The sequence below is a fragment of the Veillonella rodentium genome (genome assembly GCF_900187285.1).
Lineage (GTDB): Bacteria > Bacillota > Negativicutes > Veillonellales > Veillonellaceae > Veillonella > Veillonella rodentium.
In genome coordinates this window covers 775,526-794,869 of record NZ_LT906470.1, presented here as the reverse complement: position 1 = coordinate 794,869, position 19,344 = coordinate 775,526, and the positions used below count along the sequence as shown (strand labels likewise).

At 41.7% G+C, this 19,344-nt stretch carries 18 protein-coding genes; all 18 read right to left on the bottom strand.

Annotated features, from left to right (window positions below; genetic code table 11):
* Positions 1-150 precede the first annotated feature (150 nt).
* The 18 genes from CKV62_RS03500 to CKV62_RS03415 all read right to left on the bottom strand — a co-directional run bounded on the left by CKV62_RS03500 (position 151) and on the right by CKV62_RS03415 (position 19,343).
* Positions 151-1,386 (bottom strand): chloride channel protein, encoded by a 1,236-nt coding sequence (locus CKV62_RS03500; protein ID WP_095065714.1) that lies wholly within the window; start codon positions 1,384-1,386, stop codon positions 151-153.
* 2 nt (positions 1,387-1,388) lie between these two features.
* The gene (nrdG, locus tag CKV62_RS03495; protein ID WP_095065713.1) at positions 1,389-1,886 is read right to left on the bottom strand and encodes an anaerobic ribonucleoside-triphosphate reductase activating protein; all 498 of its coding nucleotides are present in this window, start codon (positions 1,884-1,886) and stop codon (positions 1,389-1,391) included.
* A 293-nt stretch (positions 1,887-2,179) separates the two neighbouring features.
* Entirely contained in the window at positions 2,180-4,330 is a 2,151-nt protein-coding gene (nrdD, locus tag CKV62_RS03490; RefSeq protein ID WP_095065712.1) for an anaerobic ribonucleoside-triphosphate reductase, read from the bottom strand.
* A gap of 228 nt (positions 4,331-4,558) precedes the next feature.
* Positions 4,559-5,371 (bottom strand): CpsB/CapC family capsule biosynthesis tyrosine phosphatase, encoded by an 813-nt coding sequence (locus CKV62_RS03485; RefSeq protein WP_231968363.1) that lies wholly within the window; start codon positions 5,369-5,371, stop codon positions 4,559-4,561.
* Positions 5,372-5,574: 203 nt separating this feature from the next.
* A complete protein-coding gene (locus CKV62_RS03480; RefSeq protein ID WP_095065710.1) occupies positions 5,575-6,027 on the bottom strand; it encodes a VanZ family protein in 453 nt (150 codons plus the stop codon).
* 36 nt (positions 6,028-6,063) lie between these two features.
* Positions 6,064-7,230 carry a nucleotide sugar dehydrogenase gene (locus CKV62_RS03475; RefSeq protein WP_095065709.1) on the bottom strand — a complete coding sequence of 389 codons (1,167 nt, stop codon included), beginning with the start codon at positions 7,228-7,230 and terminating at the stop codon, positions 6,064-6,066.
* Complete coding sequence (locus CKV62_RS03470) at positions 7,231-8,328, bottom strand: NAD-dependent epimerase/dehydratase family protein (RefSeq protein ID WP_095065708.1); 1,098 nt, start codon at positions 8,326-8,328, stop codon at positions 7,231-7,233.
* Positions 8,329-8,355: 27 nt separating this feature from the next.
* A complete protein-coding gene (locus CKV62_RS03465) occupies positions 8,356-9,807 on the bottom strand; it encodes a lipopolysaccharide biosynthesis protein (RefSeq protein ID WP_095065707.1) in 1,452 nt (483 codons plus the stop codon).
* Positions 9,807-10,946, bottom strand: a complete 1,140-nt coding sequence (locus CKV62_RS03460; RefSeq protein ID WP_095065706.1) for a CapA family protein — start codon at positions 10,944-10,946, stop codon at positions 9,807-9,809. The genes CKV62_RS03465 and CKV62_RS03460 overlap by 1 nt, the downstream gene beginning before the upstream one ends.
* A complete protein-coding gene (locus tag CKV62_RS03455) occupies positions 10,924-11,856 on the bottom strand; it encodes an ATP-grasp fold amidoligase family protein (RefSeq protein WP_095065705.1) in 933 nt (310 codons plus the stop codon). The genes CKV62_RS03460 and CKV62_RS03455 overlap by 23 nt, the downstream gene beginning before the upstream one ends.
* Positions 11,843-13,075 (bottom strand): O-antigen ligase family protein, encoded by a 1,233-nt coding sequence (locus CKV62_RS03450; protein WP_095065704.1) that lies wholly within the window; start codon positions 13,073-13,075, stop codon positions 11,843-11,845. Before CKV62_RS03450 ends, CKV62_RS03455 begins: the two co-directional genes overlap by 14 nt.
* Positions 13,076-13,094: 19 nt before the next feature.
* Entirely contained in the window at positions 13,095-14,162 is a 1,068-nt protein-coding gene (locus tag CKV62_RS03445; RefSeq protein ID WP_095065703.1) for a glycosyltransferase, read from the bottom strand.
* A complete protein-coding gene (locus CKV62_RS03440; protein ID WP_095065702.1) occupies positions 14,159-15,208 on the bottom strand; it encodes an NAD-dependent epimerase/dehydratase family protein in 1,050 nt (349 codons plus the stop codon). The genes CKV62_RS03445 and CKV62_RS03440 overlap by 4 nt, the downstream gene beginning before the upstream one ends.
* Positions 15,201-15,926 (bottom strand): IspD/TarI family cytidylyltransferase, encoded by a 726-nt coding sequence (locus CKV62_RS03435; protein ID WP_095065701.1) that lies wholly within the window; start codon positions 15,924-15,926, stop codon positions 15,201-15,203. Before CKV62_RS03435 ends, CKV62_RS03440 begins: the two co-directional genes overlap by 8 nt.
* A 9-nt stretch (positions 15,927-15,935) precedes the next feature.
* Positions 15,936-16,802 (bottom strand): LicD family protein, encoded by an 867-nt coding sequence (locus CKV62_RS03430; RefSeq protein WP_095065700.1) that lies wholly within the window; start codon positions 16,800-16,802, stop codon positions 15,936-15,938.
* An 11-nt stretch (positions 16,803-16,813) separates the two neighbouring features.
* Positions 16,814-17,500 carry a sugar transferase gene (locus CKV62_RS03425; protein WP_095065699.1) on the bottom strand — a complete coding sequence of 229 codons (687 nt, stop codon included), beginning with the start codon at positions 17,498-17,500 and terminating at the stop codon, positions 16,814-16,816.
* Positions 17,494-18,693: a DegT/DnrJ/EryC1/StrS family aminotransferase gene (locus CKV62_RS03420; RefSeq protein ID WP_095065698.1), complete on the bottom strand. Its 1,200-nt coding sequence runs from the start codon at positions 18,691-18,693 to the stop codon at positions 17,494-17,496. Before CKV62_RS03420 ends, CKV62_RS03425 begins: the two co-directional genes overlap by 7 nt.
* Positions 18,694-18,731: 38 nt before the next feature.
* Positions 18,732-19,343 carry a CpsD/CapB family tyrosine-protein kinase gene (locus CKV62_RS03415; protein WP_095065697.1) on the bottom strand — a complete coding sequence of 204 codons (612 nt, stop codon included), beginning with the start codon at positions 19,341-19,343 and terminating at the stop codon, positions 18,732-18,734.
* Between the last annotated feature and the right edge of the window lies 1 nt (position 19,344).

The window sequence follows — 19,344 nt, the reverse complement described above, 5'->3', positions numbered from 1 at the left end:
AACCACATAAAAAGAGGACAGTCGAGCTTGGACCGAACACCAAAATTCAAACATTTTTGGAAATGCAGGTTATTCAAGTAATCAACTGTCCTTTTTATAATTTAGGAAATTATAAATCAACTTCAGTAAAACATATCTGATCGGATGCACTTACGATCGCGCCAATCTGCTTTGTATTATTTGTTCCACCATCAATGCGGTACCCATGGTCAATGCAATCGGGAATAGCATCTCAACGGAAAAACGCGATAGTTCTAACATAAACACACATGATGCGAGGGGCATCTTCTGCGCTAAGCCTAGAAATGCAACAGCCCCTATGAAAGCAGCCATTCCAAGAGAAATCGGAGTCACAGCTATGGACCAAAATGTACCGAATACAATGGCCAAGGTACTACCTAACATCATAGACGGCGTAATGCGACCACCGTAAGCCCCCGCGGCTAATGCTAAAAGAACAGCTATCCATTTTGAACCGAAGAGCCCTAACGCATATGTCCAAGTTATATCGTTAGCAAATGTTAATTCGTTACCGGCCTTGCCATTGCCAAGAATTTCAGGATAATACATGGATAATGCACCGATTAAGGTAAATGCAATAATAGAAACAACGATCATAACAGGGCTATTGCGATGAAATGCGGGCAACTTACTTTGCGTTATATTAAATACGACAACACCGATAGCGATAACTGCACCTAACGCAATGGAAAACTCTTCATAATGACTGCCTAGGCTCGGCTGTGCCATTGTATATTGAATGACATCTCCCACGCCGGCGAGTCTCGTAACCAACGTTGCTAAACCGCAGCATAATAGAGCGGCACTCATAGAACGCACGTTCCATGTAAGTAACAATGTCTCCAGCGTAAAAATAGCCGCTGATAAAGGTGAATTATAAACGGCTGCCAGCCCCGCCCCGGCGGCACAGGCAATCAATAACTGTCGATCTTCCCGCGTTATATCAAAATGATCTACTAAAAAGGTCGTAATTCCTGCACTCGCCTCCCGAGGCGCCACTTCCCTGCCCAATGGAGAACCTATGCCTACGGTAATAATTTGTAATGTCGCATGTAATACCGTTGTAATAGGATGCATATCCATTTTACCGGCAACTGCTGCCTTTATATCTACAATCCCGGGACCATATCGATGAATCAGGAACCACCCTATCCCGCCGACAACGCCACAAACCATGAGAGCAAACAATCGTTCCAACGGTGCTACGCGAGCTACGGCGGCACCAAAACTCAGATGTTCCGCTGCAGAATAATGATATACGAAATGTTGAACAGCATGTAAAAGATGGGTATACGAAGCACCCACAAGACCAGCAATGAACCCTACTATAATAATAAGGCCTATTAATCGTTTATCAAATGTCATATTTACTCCATTGCCAATACAACTTCACAAGCTTCTAAGGTTTTTTTAACATCAATGATACGTTGATTAGAGGAACCGCGAAATCGCAATCCCGGATCTTTTAATTCATCCACAAAACGACCATCCACAAGGATGTCGATTTCCTTTAACAAAGCGCTCCTCAACTCATCCTCAAGTATATCATCTAATTCATAGCCTGAATAAGCCCAAATTTTCTTTTCCGGCGCCGCTGCACGTACGGCTCGAACAACAGGCAATAACCCTTGTACATTTTGGAACGGCTCCCCCCCAAGCAAGGTAAGACCTGCGCAATTAGAATCTTTAACATAGGATACGACCAAATCCGTTTCCGCCTGTGTCCACAGCTTGCCCGCATTGAAATCCTGATATTCCTCATTAAAGCAGTTATAACAGCAATGCGTACATCCGGTCACAAAGATGGAGGTTCTTATGCCTTCTCCGTTAGCTATATCATATTGTCTAATTTGTCCGTATCTCATAGTAACAGCCCCCATACAATAACCCAAATCAACTTTGATTTCTATATAGTTTTGTTCTATCCATACAACATATAGATATATTTCAATTTATTTTTCATATAGTAAAAGCTGTGCCTATTAGCACAGCTTTTACAAATTATATTCGTTAAATTTACACCTTTACAATTCATGCTTTACTGATATGTAACTCTATATGTAACTTCTCAAATGTTATTCTTTATGTAACTTCTCAATAATATTTGTTATAAACTACGAAAGTTACAATCAAACGCACCTAGGGCTCATAAAACTAATTAAATATGCATTACACGATCTTTAATTTCCTTAGTCCGACCTTCATTCCAGAAGTTTTCCCCTAAGTAGCCGCAAGTACGTCGAATAACCGTCAATTTATCACGGTTCGTATTATGGCAACGCGGACATTCCCATTCGTTATTGTCATTGACTTTAATTTCTCCATCAAAGCCGCATTCATGGCAATAATCCGATTTTGTATTAAACTCTGCATAAGAAATATGATCATAAATATATTGTATCATCGTCAATACAGCAGGAATATTATTTGTCATATTCGGGATTTCTGCATACGAAATACAACCGCCGGTAGACTTCTTCTGGAATTCCGATTCAAAAGAGAATTTATCAAATACATTAATCTCTTCTCGTACGCTTACATGATAACTGTTAGTATAATAACCTTTATCCGTAATATCCTCAATAATACCGAAGCGAGCGCGATCCAAAGAGGAGAATCGATGCGTTAGACTTTCAGCGGGAGTTCCGTATAAAGCAAAGCCCATATTATGTTTAGCGCGCCATTCATCAACAGCCGCATTTAAGCGGTCCATGATCTTCATCGCAAAAACGCGCCCCTTCTCACCCGTATTCGATTCACCTGTAATCAAACGGGTCGCTTCATAAATGCCGATATATCCCAAGGAGATAGTCGCATAACCGCCGGTCAAGAATTTAGCAATCTTCTCGCCTTTTTTAAGTCGTGCAATAGCACCGTGTTGCCAATGGATTGGCGACACATCGCTCACCACATCCTTAAGTAATTCATAGCGAAGCATCAACGCTTTTTCCGCCAGTTCAAGACGTTTATCTAAAATTTCAAAATATCGTTCTTCACTGCCGCGGGCCAAAATGCCGATCTGAGGCAGGTTCAAGCTCACTACACCGATGTTAAAACGCCCGTCAAACTTATACTCACCATTTTCATCCTTCCATGGAGATAAGAAGGAGCGGCATCCCATAGGGCTGAATACATTACCTGAGTAATTTTCCTTCATTTTTTTCGCGGAAATATAATCAGGGTACATGCGCTTAGCCGTACATTGTGCAGCAAGTTCCGTTAAATAGTAATATGGACTGTCTGGTTTTATATTATGCTCATCCAGCACATATATAAGCTTAGGGAATGCCGGTGTAATATATACATCGGCTTCATTTTTTACGCCCTTAATACGTTGACGTAAAATCTCCTCTGTAATAAGAGCCGCCTCTTTGGCATATTCGTAATCCGGTTGAAAATACATAAATAATGTAACGAATGGGGATTGTCCGTTCGTCGTCATCAATGTATTGATTTGGTATTGAATGGTCTGAATGCCGTCCTTTACCTCTTTACGCGTACGTTTCCACGCAATTTCACGAGCCTTTTCCATATTTGGCTCCATACCGTAAATCTCAACTTGTTCTTCGATGACATTGTTGAGGATTTTTTCATAGGACTTACGTACAAACGGCGCCAGAATACGATCAATACCATTGATGCTTTGACCACCATACTGACCGGATGCCACTTGTGCAATAATTTGTGTCGTTACCGTACAGGCCACCTGGAAAGACTTCGGTGTATCAATTTTCTTACCATTGATAACAGTGCCGTTAGTCAACATATCCTCTAAATTAATCAAACAGCAATTGAACATAGGCTGAATGATATAGTCCATATCATGGAAATGAATAGCACCGCTGTCGTGCGCCTCCAAGATATCCGTAGGAATCAACTTACGACGTGCGATATCCTTTGATACTTCACCGGCGATAAGATCGCGTTGCGTAGATACGATAGCCGCATCCTTATTGGAGTTTTCATCCAATACATTTACATTACTGCGATCCAACAAACCGATTACATCTTCATCAGTTGTATTTTGACGGCGCTTGAACGCCTGCACAGCTTTATAACCTTCATAGGCACGTGCCGTTGCAGGATTATGATACTCAATTAACTTATAGTACACTTGATCTTCAATGGCGTAAATCGTCATATCTTTATGAAGTTTATTAGCGTATTCTTCGATTTCATCGGCGATTCGTTGTGCCAGTCCCTCTTCGTACAACCCTGTACTACTATGCTCAGCCTTTTCAATAGCTGTGGCAATCTTGAGTTTATCAAATGGCACCCGCGTACCATCCCGTTTAATAACCTGCAACATTTTGGCAACCTCCCCAGTTTGTTACCTAAAAACTATATATTTAAAGACCAAAATATGGTAACCCATATTTATCATACGAAAAAATTCCAGAAATCATCGTGAACTCCTTAATTTTTACCGCCCCCTAAGTATACTATATATAGTGGCTAATTTCAATAATAAATACTATATAAAGTGGAAAAGGGTTCCTGTATCCATATCACTAGAATACAGGAACCCTGTTATAACTTATAGAGTAAACCCGAATAAACGAGTCCAGAAATTTCCTTTTCCCCCTACCCAACGGGACGGTACATGCGGATAAAACACACGATTAGCAAGCAGATCGCGCTCATTTAGCTGTACATCAGATAACAAATCCTGTTTATACGTACTATCGAGTCGAGATATGGACTCCATATACTCTCTATATGCCAACACATTGTCACAGCTGCCGGATCCGAAGAAATGAATAAGTCCGTTTCTATACAGTTCACCCGCTCTACGATAATTAGGCGAACTCATATCAAACGATGCCATACTGCATTGAATCAGAATTCCTTTATCCACCCATTCCAATAATTGCTCAGGCTGCGCGAATAAATTACGATGTGCTTCCAAATCGCTGATAATAGGTATAATTCCTAAATTTAACAATGCCAACAGCCATGCATTAATATGATGAGTCTTGCTGTTTTCAGGAACAGTTACAAGCATAAAATGGCTCTGCCCCAATAAATATTGAGTTCGGTGTGTTTTGATATAGGATATCATATCATCGCTGAGCATAACACGAGCACCATCATGAATAGTAACATTTACATGTTCTTTATTTAGAGCGAGGCGCAGATCCTTTAATAAAGATTCCATATATGTCCACTCATCAATTCCCATATCTGTCGTCACAGTAGGTGCACTAAAAATATCTGTAATTCCCTGTGCAACTAAAGATTTAATCATCTGTACGGATTCCGCCAACGTTTGAGGCTTCTCTGCGCCCGATACGCCCGGCAAAATACAACCGTGTAAGTCCACCACCCGATGCATGACCTTTCCTTCCATTCTATATATTATGTAACAAAAAAATATCTTAAAACCATTAATTCATCTTTTATTCATAATTATAACAAGAGAAAAGTTGATTGTACAGCGTTATTTCTATAAAAATACATAAACTCAATCAGACTTACTTAACAAAAAATTTATTTTTTCATCATTTACTCATATAAAAATCCCCATGTTCAATCCGGAACATGAGGAAATTTTTATTTATAATGTTTTGCAGAGGACTCAGATTGACCTATATATGAGATTACTTTCACCACGATAATCCCTATGATAACCCCTAACGTATCGATGAGTACATCCGACACCTGAGAACTGCGGCCGGGGCTAAAGCGCTGTAAGAATTCATCTAATGCAGCGACAGCAATACCGATACCGACTGTCTTCAGCACGGTACCATACGTGATATATCGTTTTAATATTATATATAAGACCCCACCAAGAAAGGCAAACTCAGTTACATGGGCCAACTTGCGCACCACCCGATTCAGGCTCCATATATTGGCATGAAATCCAAGTTTATGAACGAATGGCAGTAGCCATTTCGCAAAAACGAGACTGAATCCATCAGAGGTGCCTCCGTTTTGTAGAGAGTTATCCCATATAAAAAATATGATTAAGCCAAGCACGATATATAATCCGAAACGTTTCATCAATCTCTCCTATGTTACCGTACATACAGCTTTGTATTAATCACGGTCAAAAATGTCTCTCGTATATACTTTATCCACAACATCCTCCAAAGCGGCATCCCAACGATTGGCCACGATGACATCACTAACTCGTTTAAAATCTTCAAGATTTCGAATGATAGGTGAATGAAAGAACTCCTCCGCTTCCAGCGTAGGTTCATAAACGACAACGGCAATCCCTTTCGCCTTAATACGTTTCATTACCCCTTGAATAGCGGATGCTCTGAAGTTATCAGAATTCATCTTCATTGTCAACCGATAAATTCCCACTATCTTCGGATCTTTACCAATAATCACATCCGCAATATGATCTTTACGCGTCCGATTAGCATCGACAATAGCGGAAATCAGGTTTTGCGGCACATCATTATAATTAGCTAACAGCTGTTTTGTATCCTTCGGCAAACAATATCCGCCATAGCCGAAAGATGGATTGTTATAAAAATCTCCGATACGCGGATCCAGACATACGCCGTTGATAATCTGACTCGTATTGAGCCCACGTACCTCCGCGTATGAATCAAGTTCATTAAAGTATGCCACGCGAAGTGCCAAATACGTATTGGCAAATAACTTAATCGCCTCAGCCTCAGTAGAATCCGTATATAATTGTGGCACATTTTCCTTAATCGCTCCGTCCGCAAGAAGTTGTCCAAAACGACGAGCCCGTTCTGAATCTTCCCCTACCACGATTCTCGACGGATGAAGATTATCATAGAGTGCCTTTCCTTCTCGTAAGAACTCAGGTGAAAAGATGATTTTATCGGTGTTAAAACGCTCTCTCATCTGCATCGTGTAGCCTACAGGAACAGTGGATTTGATAATCATCACTGCATCCGGATTAATTTCTAACACATTTTCGATAACTTGTTCTACAGAAGACGTATCAAAAAAATTTTTTTGCGGATCGTAGTTAGTCGGGGTGGAAATGATGACATAACCAGCATCTTTATAAGCTTCTACAGGATCCAAAGTCGCTTTAAAATTTAAATCCTTATGCTGTAAATATTCATTCAGTTCCGTATCTACGATTGGGGATTCACCGCGATTCAGCATATCCACCTTTTCCGCTACGATATCCAGCGCTATCACTTCATTATGTTGAGCTAATAATACACCATTCGATAAGCCCACATAACCTGTACCGGCAATTGCAATTTTCATTTATTCGCCCTCCATCATATAAAACGATTTATACCAGGTGGCAAACTGTCTCAAGCCATCCCGTAGTGATGTATTCGGCTTAAATCCGAAATCCCTTTCCAGGTCGCTCGTATCAGCGTAGGTAACAGGTACATCACCGGGTTGCATAGGAACCAATTCCTTATGTGCCTCGAAATCATAATTTGATGATAAAACGCCGGCGGCCACAAGTTCTTCCGATAAAATCCGCACAAAATCCAATAGATTTTCCGGACGACTGTTGCCGATGTTGTAGATTGCATATGGAGGTTCCGGCAATCCATCAGCACCATTACGCCGTTCAGGGGCAACAGTGATTACCTTCTGAACACCTTGTACGATATCATCGATATAGGTAAAGTCACGTTTGCAGTTACCGTAATTAAATATCTTAATTGTTCCTCCGCTACGCAATGTATTAGTAAATCCGAAATACGCCATATCAGGACGTCCCGCCGGTCCATATACAGTAAAGAATCGAAGGCCAGTGCTCGGAATATTGTACAGCTTTGCATAGGAATACGCTAACAGCTCATTTGATTTTTTTGTCGCCGCATAGAGCGATACCGGATTATCCACCTTATGTTCCGTCGAATAGGGAATGCGTTTATTCGCCCCGTATACGGAGGATGACGATGCATATACCAAGTGTTCAACACCGCTGCCATCATTGTCATACGAATGACGACAGGCTTCTAAAATATTATAAAAGCCTATAATGTTCGACTCTATATACGCATCCGGATTTGTAATAGAATACCGCACACCGGCCTGAGCCGCCAGATTCACTACAATACGGGGATGATACGTATTAAAAATAGTATCGATAAAATCCTTATCCGCAATATTTCCCTTCTTAAAAATCCACGTATTACCCTTACGATTAGCCAATTTCTGAATTTGTTCCAATCGGTAATCCTTCAATGCTACATCATAATAATCATTAACAGAGTCTATGCCGATAATGTGTGTGTCTTCCGCTTCTTTCAGCAAGGACATAACCAGATTGGCCCCTATGAATCCGGCTGCTCCCGTTACAAGGATAACTGTATTATTTAATTCTACATTTTGTGAAAGCATATATACTCCTTTCATGTTTTCTATTGATTATGAACGCCTTAGCTTACCGAGAACCATACGATATCCGGAGGTGATGATCATTCGCTCCGATGGAATCGCATATAAAATTGCCACATACAATATGACACATAGCAACATGCATAGGATGGTCCATCCATAAGAATTACTCAATGTTAATGCTTCATAGGCTAAAGCTCCCACTACAACCGATATGAGCAGATATATTTTAATATTTGATATGATGCGCCATGCGCTCATGTGAACAAATACCGCCAACAATAACATCGCTGCCGCCATCATTTCCAAACGAACCAATGATCGAGCATATACAAAGGTGGTGAAATCATATTGAATACATATATAGATAACGGGTACCAATACTATAAGATGCAGAATTTGACATAAAAAGGATAAATTCGGAACACCTTTAGACCGGAATATCTCGGAAATAAGATTCGCCGTTACCGTCATAATAGCTGAGCTGAGCGCCCATGAACCGAGTACGATTCCCGCCAGTCCCCATTGAGGGCCCAAGAGAATCTGCACCACAAAATCCTGAAAAACAAAGAGCCCTACACCGAGAGGCACTAAAAATAACGCCATATATCGCTGAAAGGTAAAAAAAGTTTCAGAAAAGGCCTTTTCATCATGTTGTACACGACTCAGTGCCGCAAACAGCACGGGTGCTAATGACGATGTCGCTATAGACATCACAGTCGTGACGATGGCCATCGGCATTTTATAAATGCCTAAATAATATGCATTTAGAAAATGTCCTATGATAAACGTATCTACCCAAGCGGTCAACCATATGGAAAATGCTTCGGCCAAAGACCATGCGCTGTAGCTGAACATCCCCATAAAAATACGCCTGTCAAAAAACAGATGTATCTGATTTTTTCGACTGTAAAATAATGCAATGAACGTCAGTAATTGAGCGACTAACATGCCGCCGATCAGTGACCAGTAATCGAATCCCATGAGCGCCATGGGAATAGAAACGGCTATAGGTGTTATGATTGTAATAAACCGAATCTTTAAGAGAAAACGGAAATTAAAATCCCTTCTGTACAAGGCCATCTGTACGCTACTGAAAGCGGACAAAGGAATCATGGATCCCATAACGGCCAGAGGTATACCTAGGCCTTCATTACCGACCAATGTAGCCAGTTCATCACGACCGACGATGATACATCCCCATAATATAAGAGATAGGACCAGATTGGCCACAAAGGCCACATCCGTAGCCTTTTGTTTATCCTCTTCAGAATCAAACTCATGTTGGACCAAAAACTTTTGAAAACCCGCATCAGCCAACATTTCCGCGAAGGATATGACCATCATAATCGTCGCCAATATACCGAACGCCGTCGGCGCCAGCATATGAGCCAATATTATATTTGTCAGTGGTGTTATGAGCTTCGCCAAGACCTCTGTAATAATAGACCATTTGGCGGCAACTACGATTTTTGTATCCATTACTTCTTATTTATATTCTTTATCCCGCGTAAAAACAGCTCATGATGTGCTTCACATTCCAAATAATTCTGTATTGCCAGATAGCTGGTTTTCCCCAAAATAAGATTCACTAACTTGCGTAAAAACAACGCATTAAGAGCCCGTACAACAAAGGAACGCCCTAGAAACTCCCGCAAATACCGATTCACATGAGTATCGGCGAACGCCTTATACGCCTGCAACACAAAATGAGGATCCTTGATCTGCTCATTTCGCGCTTCATAGGCGGCCAATATTTCGTTCGCCTCACTTGATGTCGCTAAACGAATGCCTATGTCAGTCTTTTGTATCGGGATTTCATTAACTATAAAATGATCCTTTGTAACATCTACGGCTAAAAGTAATGACTCTCTTATGAACTCTCCATAATTCGTGAAGAAATTGGAATCAAAGATAAAATTGCCTTGCCCGTAAATGATACTGCCATCCTTATAGTTTTCACGCGAGCCGATACAGTGACTGTGTTGGCACACTACAAGATTCGCCCCTTTATCGACAAATTTACGGCAATATTTCTGCAGCATAGGCGACGGATATCGATAAAACTCCTTACCGCCATGATAGAGAACGATGACATAATCACATTGCGCTTTTAGCTCAGCTACATCGTCAAAGCTTTCCAACACATCAAACGGATTAGCCCCCGCCTTATGAGCGGATGCGATGGTGAACTCTCGTTCCGAGCACATATAAAAGCCTACGCGAATGCCATCTTTCTCAAAGATAAAAGGCTTTTTCGCCTCCTCTTGATCATTGCCGACACCGCCATAAAGAATATTATGTTCTTCCAAGAGCTTTGTCGTTGCCTTTAACCCCTGTACCCCCTGATCCAAACTATGGTTGTTTGCCAATGTCAGAAATAAAGGCTGTAATCGTGCGTATCCATGAATTGTTTTCGATGGAGACTCTAAATTATTACCGAATTTCTCTATCGGTGTTAACACATCCGCTAAGGGAACCTCCAGATTAAATATATTCAAATCAGATGCATGCAGCATCTCATACAGTTCTTTGCCTACTAACGATTCTATATCGCCAGACTCAAAATAACTTTTATTCACATCCGTAGGTACAAAATCAGCTCCGATGTACAGTTTCAAGATCTAGCCACCCTCCTACCTCATAATCCATATCTATGGATCTAAAAGGTTCAAATCCTGCACCGGGGAACAGCGTTAACTCCCCGACATATAAATGACCATTTATTTCATAAAAATCGATACGTATGAACGGACAGTCCTTACTTAATATGCGGGCCACACGCAACATATCATCAAACGTCTGAGGCCGCGGAAATTCAGGTACCGCCAACTCATGAAGACGGAATCCGACTTTCATAGGTTTCCAATCCAGGTCATAAAAATTCATCTTCGTACCGTTTTTGGAAAAGCGATCCGAACAGACAATCGTCAACTTCGGCTGACCGTTAAATACGAACATTTTATAATCCAGTAAGTTCTTCTCTCCGAGTTCCGCCATATACGGTTCTGCGATGATACGCCGAGGCACATCATGATAGGCCCATTCTCTGGCGATGCGGTAGTAATCACGACTCAATGATTTCTGCAACGTTTTTTTTGCCGCTTCTATATCAAAAGTCTTACGGTCCTTACAGATGACAAGACCCCCGCTATCATGAGTACATTTGAGAACGAATTGTGGCGGTAAGGAATCAAAATCAATATCATCCACCGAATCCCATACACCTATAGTCGGTATTACATAATCCGCACCTACAGCTTCTGTGATAAAAGATTTCGCTTCGTATTTATCCACCATCTTTGTATGAATAGGTTTACGATTATGAATTTTAAGCCATTGTAACTTTTCACTAAAACTCTTCGGATTCTCAAGATCTAATGGATAGTCCATATACTTGGGAAATACAGTTTTCAGAAAATCACTGTCAGATAATTTATCGTAATAACCTAATTTCGTTAATACCCGTGTGCGATAATGTATATCCCCCAGAAAGGACAATCCCTGTTTCCACAATTTACTTAGCTGCATTTTTCCGTCCTTTCCTTAAAATCTGTACTTCCAAGAAAAATAACATCATGTAAAAATAGGTACTCTTACTTTCATAAGATACCATCCCCATATCCATCACGAGCTGCGATAATAAGAGGATTAAAACCATCACATATTCATTGCTGTGAAAGTCATGATATCGAATCATGTTATAAGCTAAATACACATACATGGAATAATACGTGACAAGACCTATAACGCCGGTTCCCGCCAAAAGCTCAATATAGTTATTGTGCAAATAATAATTATCTCTGCCAAAGATAAAATATGTAAATACAGACGGATTATTGACACCTACACCGGTTATAGGAGATTGGTAAAACAAATCCCATCCGATATCTACAAGAGACATGCGTATCATCGTGGATGAATCCCCGCCTGTTCCGGAAAATGCCGCCACCATATCTTCCATTCTTGTCAACACTTCTTCAAACATCGGTAATTGTAGAACCATTATGCCGATAACAATTAATCCTGCCAAAGAACCGACCAGTTTCAGAATAGAATGTAACGCATTGGAACTGCGGAAACTTTTACAGACAAAGAGCAGAACAATACCGACCACGACAAAAACAAGAGCCTTACGGCTGCCCGTAGCGGCCAAAATACCCAGAGTCGGTAAAGCGATTACATTCCACCAACGAGGCTTGTCATACATCATATAATAAATAGTCATAACAATGGCATTAGCCCCCAAAAGTCCTACCGTATTAGCATTTAACGCATCATTAGCGATACGTGCCGAGGAAGACAAAACCGTAATGAAATAATCCAATCCATAGAAATATACCGTGTAAAAGCAGACTATATAGCCTGTCCACATGCCGATTTTCAAAAGGGAATCCACCGTCGGCTTATCCTGATAGCACATATATAAAACGATGAGCATACAGAATATTTTTACGATATCAAAGCTACGACTCATGGCCACTGCCGGGTCCATCGCATTAATAGCGCTGAGATAACAGGCTCCGATAAAAAGCAGCATATAAGCGTGCATCCAGGTAAATCTGAACTTGATAATCCCCCGCTCACGAATCAGATAAAACAATATGAGGCCAAACAAACATACAAACAATACATAAGCACCATAATCCGCATCACCGAGGGCAAAGGAAATGGTCAATGACAACACCAAAAACAGTAGAGTAATGAACCATATCATGCGATCAGCAAGAGCCGTTATATTTAACTTCAATGGTTCTCCTCCTTACAACTCATAAAACTTCCAACCAGCGTTTTGCAATTTTCCATAACGGGAACTCATCGCGAACCTTGATAGCCTCCCGCGATAATCGCGCTGCTAACTCAGGATCACATAACACACTGCGCATCGCTTTATACATAGCCTCCGTATCCCTTACAGGTACTAACAGCCCGTTTTCACCGTTATGGATAACCATCCGCGCACCGCCTACCGGGCAATCCGTCACTACGGAAGGTAAACCCATACCGAGCGCCTCCAGCATGGAGTTTGATATACCTTCAAAGTCGGAAGACGACACATACATAGCGCAGGGGGCTACCTTCTCTAAAATATTATCGGCAAAACCCGGTAACAGAATACGATCTTCCAAGTTAAGCGATTTAATCTGCGCCCGTAATTCATCCTCCAGCACGCCTTGTCCGTAAATAATCAGTTTGTAATCCGGAAATTCATCGGCTAACATGCTGAAAGCATCGATCATCATAGGTAAGTTCTTCTGCGGATGTAAACGACATGCGGTAACGATGACTTTCTCCCGTTCTCCCTCTATAGGAGGCGGTAATTTTCCGTTGATAGGATTCGGAATGATAACGCCCCTTTTTTGAACGGATTGCGGGAAATAAGATTTTGCATCCGCCGTCTGAAAGACTACGGCATCCGCAAAAAGAAATGCAAAATTGCGCAATGCCTGCTGATGCCAACCGACAGGAACCTTGCGAGGATTATTGCGTTCGGAAAAAACGATTCGATTTTTTACAAACCAGGAACTGATAGCCAAAATAAAGCTGGATGCGGATAAAAAGGATAGGCATGTCGCATCGGGTCTCGTTTTGAGGATTTTAATCAGCTCTTTTATCTCCTGCATAAAGCGAATCACCTTATTAGAACTGGTCGTATGAATCTGAATCGATTCGATGCCCTCCGCTAATGCGTATTCGTTACCGTATCGATTGGGACTCGTCTGAATGACTGTAATATGATGACCCTCTTGTACCCATTGACGAGAAAGCTCCGTCAAAATTCGTTCCGCCCCGTCATTTCCCAGAGAGATGGTAACGATAATAATTTCTTTCTTCATGAACATTCCTCTCTGATGTATTCGGCTAATCTTATATAAGCTTCTTCCATCGATATTTTCGGTTCCCATCCCAAAGACTTCAATTTCTTTGAGCTTAAAAACATATGAACCGTCGGTGCATAACCGAGCCCGTTAACATCGTCCGGAATATCAAATATAACCTGACTTCGATCTTGGCTCACATGGTGAGCTACCAAATTGGCAATGCTGGCGATGGATCTAGTTTCTTCATCATTACATACATTATATGCCTCACCGGCCTGTCCCTTATGCATAAGCACAAGAATCGCCGACAATGCATCCGTTATATAACAATAGTTTGACATAGTATCGCCTTTCGTATGAAGCACAATATCCTCATTGGCGATAGCGCTCTTTGTAAACTGCATGAAGACACGATTGTCTGAAACAGGCACTCCGGGACCGAAGGTCTGAGCCAATCGCGCTATCACAGCAGGCACATTATACTCTACAGCATATGATTTGCAGTAACACTCACAAAGTCTTTTGCTTTCAGAATAAGAACTGCGCACATTAAGATGATCCAAATAGCCTGACTGATCCTCGGTCATAACTTGACCTGACTCATTCGGCACACCATATTGTTCCATACTCGACAAATAAATTAATTTCTTGACCTTATTGCGATGTCCTAATTCCAACATCGCCTCAGTACCCGAAACGGATGTATGTATCGTTTCTACGGGATGTTCCACAAAGAATTTGGATTGTGTCGGTGCCGCACTATGCAGAATATAATCACAGGATACATCCACTGCATCGAGAGAGGTATCAATCAACTCAATACCTTCACGATTGAGGAAATCTCCAAATATGGACTTTGCTTTATCCTTGCTGCGCACATGACCTATGATATGCAAATCAAGCTTGTGCACCTCATCGGCAATCAGCAACAACTTGATAAACATGGAGCCTATAAGGCCCGTCGCGCCCGTAACAAGAATGCGTTGATTACGAAACGGAACAAAGAGTGATTTCGCTTGAACTAAGGAGGTTAACTCACGTTGTATAACGGAATTATTCATCTTGAATGCCTCCCAATTCGCGATTTTTTATAATCCCCGTGAACATATAGTAATCCGAAGGGGTTGTAATCTTTATATTTTCTGATGTTCCCATCACCGGATACAGTTCATATCCATAATGCATCATCATCGAGGCGGAATCTATAAAATCATGTATGCCGTCCCGCTTCGCCTGTTCGTGAACATGCAATATATCGTCCAGGCGAAAACTTTGTGGTGCTTTAGCCATCAAGCATTCATCACGGTTTAAAATACGATGAATAGCCTTACCTTGAGTAACCATTACAGTCTCAATAGCCGGAGTTACCGTAATTGCCGACCCGTTTTTCTCAACGGACTCAATATTCCGCTCAATAGTCATGCTATCAACAAGCGGACGCACGCCGTCATGGATGAGTACCGTCACCATATCTTCGTCGGGATATAAACGTTTTGTTTCGAGTAATCCGTTAAATTGCGATTCCAATGCTGTAGCGCCGCCTGCTACGACGGAAACCACCTTTGAAATTTTTGCATCCCCGATTAACCGTTTCGTATGATCGATCCATTCTTCTTTACAGGCCAATACAATAGCGTCTATAGACTCGGTGCGTTCAAAGACTTCCAGAGTCTGTATCAAAATAGGCTTACCGTTCCATTGTAAGAACTGCTTCGGTGTCTTACTGTTCTTCATTCGAGCACCTACGCCGCCCGCAAAAATTACTGCAATTCGTTTCATAGGCCCTCCTTATGTCTGTGAAGAATCCTTCGCATAATGAATACCTTTATAGGCTTTATAGCCCGTATGCAAATCTGCAAAAACCGCATCATGTTTTGCCACGCGTTGTTCCTCCGGAGGCAATTGCATATAATCCCCCCAGATAAGGCGCAAATATCGTTCATAGCCTTTCATGACCGGAATTTGATGCCCTTCGAAGTTTTTATATACAACAGAACTGAAATCTTCTTGAGGATGACGTAATTTCATCCCTTTCAAACTGCCGATCAGTTCGGTACATTCAGCACTGGTGTTAAAATCGTATTGACTCATCTTCTTCTCTGCAAATCGCCAGATGTGATACCGCACAGAAGGTCCGGAGATAATCTTATAAATTCCCCCCGCCAAAGCGCGATATACGGGACCTTTATTATCTGGTAACCGTTGCGCATTGAACAGCGCGAACATCATGGCCCACATCAACTGCAACATTCGGCTGATTTTACCCGGTGCACATCCGTCAATGGGCATAATTTCTAAGGCCAATCCATGACATATATCCTCGTTCATGCTATGACGATTAATAAACGTCGTGTTATTATCCCGTATGGAGGCCCCTGCATCATGATAAATATGATTGCGGTCTGTCCTGCAGTAAGTGAAACGCTCCGTATCAGCATATTTTGGCCATAATATCGCTAATTTTTCATAATCCGGCCGAGGCATAAAAATATCTAAATCATCATCCCAAGGAATGAAACCTTCATGTCTGATAGCCCCGATGAGACCACCGCCACAGAGATAGAATCGCAAATTATGTGCCTCACAAAACTCTTTAAAGTACAGCAACATTGCAAGTTCTTTCTCTTGTATTTCCTTTGTCATAGATGTACTCATAGGGACCTCTTTCATCGCAATACGGCAACAACCGTATCTATCATCGTTTTTATGTCACTCCAAAAGGAGAATTCTTTAATACTTTTCAGATTCCACGCCATCTTCCCCGGCAATACCTGTTCAATGTAAACCTGATCCACATTGTGCGCATCTTGTAAAAGCTGATCTTCATCCTTATAGGCGATACTGGCCACACTGGTTACACCTGCCGGCAATAATAATGTAGCTTTCATTTCATCCGTATAAGCATCCACATAGCGAGGTACTTCCGGACGCGTACCGACAAAGCTCATATCCCCTAAAAAAATATTGATCAGCTGCGGCAATTCATCAAGCCGACATTTGCGAAGCATATGACCTACCTTGGTGACGCGCATATCGCTTTTAGATGTCACTTGAGCCCCTAAAGACTCCGCATTTTTCACCATCGTACGGAACTTATAGATTCCAAAGGTGCGTCCATATTGAGTCACGCGCGTTTGACGAAAAAATACTTCCCCTTCGCTGCCACACTTAATCATAATACTCAGAACTAAAAATACAGGACTGAGACAGACGAGCATAACAGCTGAAACAATGCGATCAAAAATACTTTTACAGAGCAAACTGCCGCGCTTCTTATTCAGTATGTCAAAGTAGGGACGCACCGCCTCGCACTGAAGTTCAGCAGGCAGGTCGTGAAAGTGTCTTACTAACATTCGTCAAGAATCCTTTTGAAATTATCAATTATATACTGCACTTCCTCATCGGTAAGTCGCGTATGAAGCGGCAATGTAATTTCATTGGCGAACTGATGATACGCATTTGGATAATCATCAATGGTAAAGCCTAAATTTTTATATGCCGTATGCATCGGAATCGGCTTATAATGCACATTCGTTGCAATCCCCACATCCGCCATAGCCTCTATAAATTTATTCCGATATTCACTATCGCGACCGTCAAGGCGTACCAAATAGAGATGACCGCTACTTTTATGGTCTTTTGTGTAGTGATCCAATACGGTTACAGGCAAATTTTTAAAGGCGTTGTCGTAAGTTTTGATAATTTCCTTACGTCTAGCCAACAGTTGCGGGTATCGCTCAAGTTGAGCAAGTCCGATAGCGGCCATAATATCCGTCATATTACATTTGTAATATGTACCCTTGATATCGTATTCCCAAGCACCAACTTTTGTTTTCGCCAGAGCATCTTTATCTTGACCATGAAGTGATAAGAGCTGAAATTGCTTGTACATCTGTTCATCATCGACACCGTCGATATGACGCCACGTAGCACAACCTCCTTCCGCTGTAGTGAAATTTTTTACCGCATGAAAGGAGAAACTGCTGAAATCCGCCACATTCCCTGTAGGAGTCCCCCTATAAGACGCTCCGAATGAATGTGCGCAATCCGCCACCACAGGAATGCGGCCCAAAGCCTGTTGCAGATCATTGGCCGGTTTAAATAGCGATTTTTTACCTTCCACAATACGGAATATGCGTTCATAGTCACATGGAACACCCGCTATATCAACCGGTATAATCGCCTTCGTCTTAGATGTAATGGCCGCCTCCACAGCATCATAGTCCATTTCATAAGAATTCGGCTGTGTATCGACAAGCACTAAGGTTGCACCCACATGAATGACAGGGCTGGCACTGGCTGTATAAGAATACGCCGTAGTAATCACTTCATCACCGGGTCCGATTCCCAGCACATGTAATATGAGCTCTAAAGCTGCCGTAGCGGAATTCAAGCACACCGCTTTAGGCGTACCCAATTGATGGGCGATACGTTTTTCCAGTTCTTTTGTACGAGGCCCGGTTGTAATCCATCCGCTTTGTAGGGCTGCAACAACCTCATTTATCTCTAGCTCTGTAATATCAGGAGGGGAAAAATTAATTTTCATAGTAATCACCTCAATGCTTTCTATATTATGTAAAAAACTTATGCGTCTATTACAATAGAGCCCAATAATGGAACGCCTACTTGAGTAAGTCGTTTTTTAGCTTCTTTCAAATCATCGGGACTTACCCCGCCATTGCGGGCAACAATAATAACGCCATCGGATTTTTCTGCCAGTACCACTGCATCGGTTACCGCTAATACAGGCGGCGTATCGACAATAATAACATCGTATTCATCGCGTACATAATTCAAAATTGTAGGTAACTTACTGGAGTCAACTACATCAGACGGTCGCTCAACAGAATCCCCAGCGGCAAGTATATCCAGATGAGGTTCCACATTGCGATGGATCGTCAAATCTTCATCCATGAGAACCGCATTTGTAAGTCCTTGATTCTGCACATCAAAAGCGACGTGCTGAATGGGATTGCGCAAATTACCGTCCACTAACAGTACTTTATCGTTATTTTTCGACAATGATAACGCTACATTGGCCGCTACCTCAGATGTACCTTCACCACTGGTAGCCGCTGTGATACAAATAAGCTTTCCATGCTTACGATTGCATACGTACTGTAGATTACTGCGCAATGTACGATATGCTTCAACAAACGGTGTATCACCGTGTTCTTTTGAAATTAATCTGATCATA

Excerpts from the sequence above, each read along its gene's own strand:
- CKV62_RS03440 (WP_095065702.1), bottom strand. The coding sequence starts at position 15,208 with ATGAATAATTCCGTTATACAACGTGAGTTAACCTCCTTAGTTCAAGCG.
- CKV62_RS03500 (WP_095065714.1), bottom strand. The coding sequence starts at position 1,386 with ATGACATTTGATAAACGATTAATAGGCCTTATTATTATAGTAGGGTTC.
- CKV62_RS03470 (WP_095065708.1), bottom strand. The coding sequence starts at position 8,328 with ATGCTTTCACAAAATGTAGAATTAAATAATACAGTTATCCTTGTAACG.
- CKV62_RS03485 (WP_231968363.1), bottom strand. The coding sequence starts at position 5,371 with ATGGAAGGAAAGGTCATGCATCGGGTGGTGGACTTACACGGTTGTATT.
- CKV62_RS03430 (WP_095065700.1), bottom strand. The coding sequence starts at position 16,802 with ATGAGTACATCTATGACAAAGGAAATACAAGAGAAAGAACTTGCAATG.
- CKV62_RS03435 (WP_095065701.1), bottom strand. The coding sequence starts at position 15,926 with ATGAAACGAATTGCAGTAATTTTTGCGGGCGGCGTAGGTGCTCGAATG.
- CKV62_RS03475 (WP_095065709.1), bottom strand. The coding sequence starts at position 7,230 with ATGAAAATTGCAATTGCCGGTACAGGTTATGTGGGCTTATCGAATGGT.
- CKV62_RS03420 (WP_095065698.1), bottom strand. The coding sequence starts at position 18,693 with ATGAAAATTAATTTTTCCCCTCCTGATATTACAGAGCTAGAGATAAAT.
- CKV62_RS03445 (WP_095065703.1), bottom strand. The coding sequence starts at position 14,162 with ATGAAGAAAGAAATTATTATCGTTACCATCTCTCTGGGAAATGACGGG.
- CKV62_RS03480 (WP_095065710.1), bottom strand. The coding sequence starts at position 6,027 with ATGAAACGTTTCGGATTATATATCGTGCTTGGCTTAATCATATTTTTT.
- CKV62_RS03415 (WP_095065697.1), bottom strand. The coding sequence starts at position 19,343 with ATGATCAGATTAATTTCAAAAGAACACGGTGATACACCGTTTGTTGAA.
- nrdG (WP_095065713.1), bottom strand. The coding sequence starts at position 1,886 with ATGAGATACGGACAAATTAGACAATATGATATAGCTAACGGAGAAGGC.
- CKV62_RS03455 (WP_095065705.1), bottom strand. The coding sequence starts at position 11,856 with ATGCAGCTAAGTAAATTGTGGAAACAGGGATTGTCCTTTCTGGGGGAT.
- nrdD (WP_095065712.1), bottom strand. The coding sequence starts at position 4,330 with ATGTTGCAGGTTATTAAACGGGATGGTACGCGGGTGCCATTTGATAAA.
- CKV62_RS03465 (WP_095065707.1), bottom strand. The coding sequence starts at position 9,807 with ATGGATACAAAAATCGTAGTTGCCGCCAAATGGTCTATTATTACAGAG.
- CKV62_RS03425 (WP_095065699.1), bottom strand. The coding sequence starts at position 17,500 with ATGTTAGTAAGACACTTTCACGACCTGCCTGCTGAACTTCAGTGCGAG.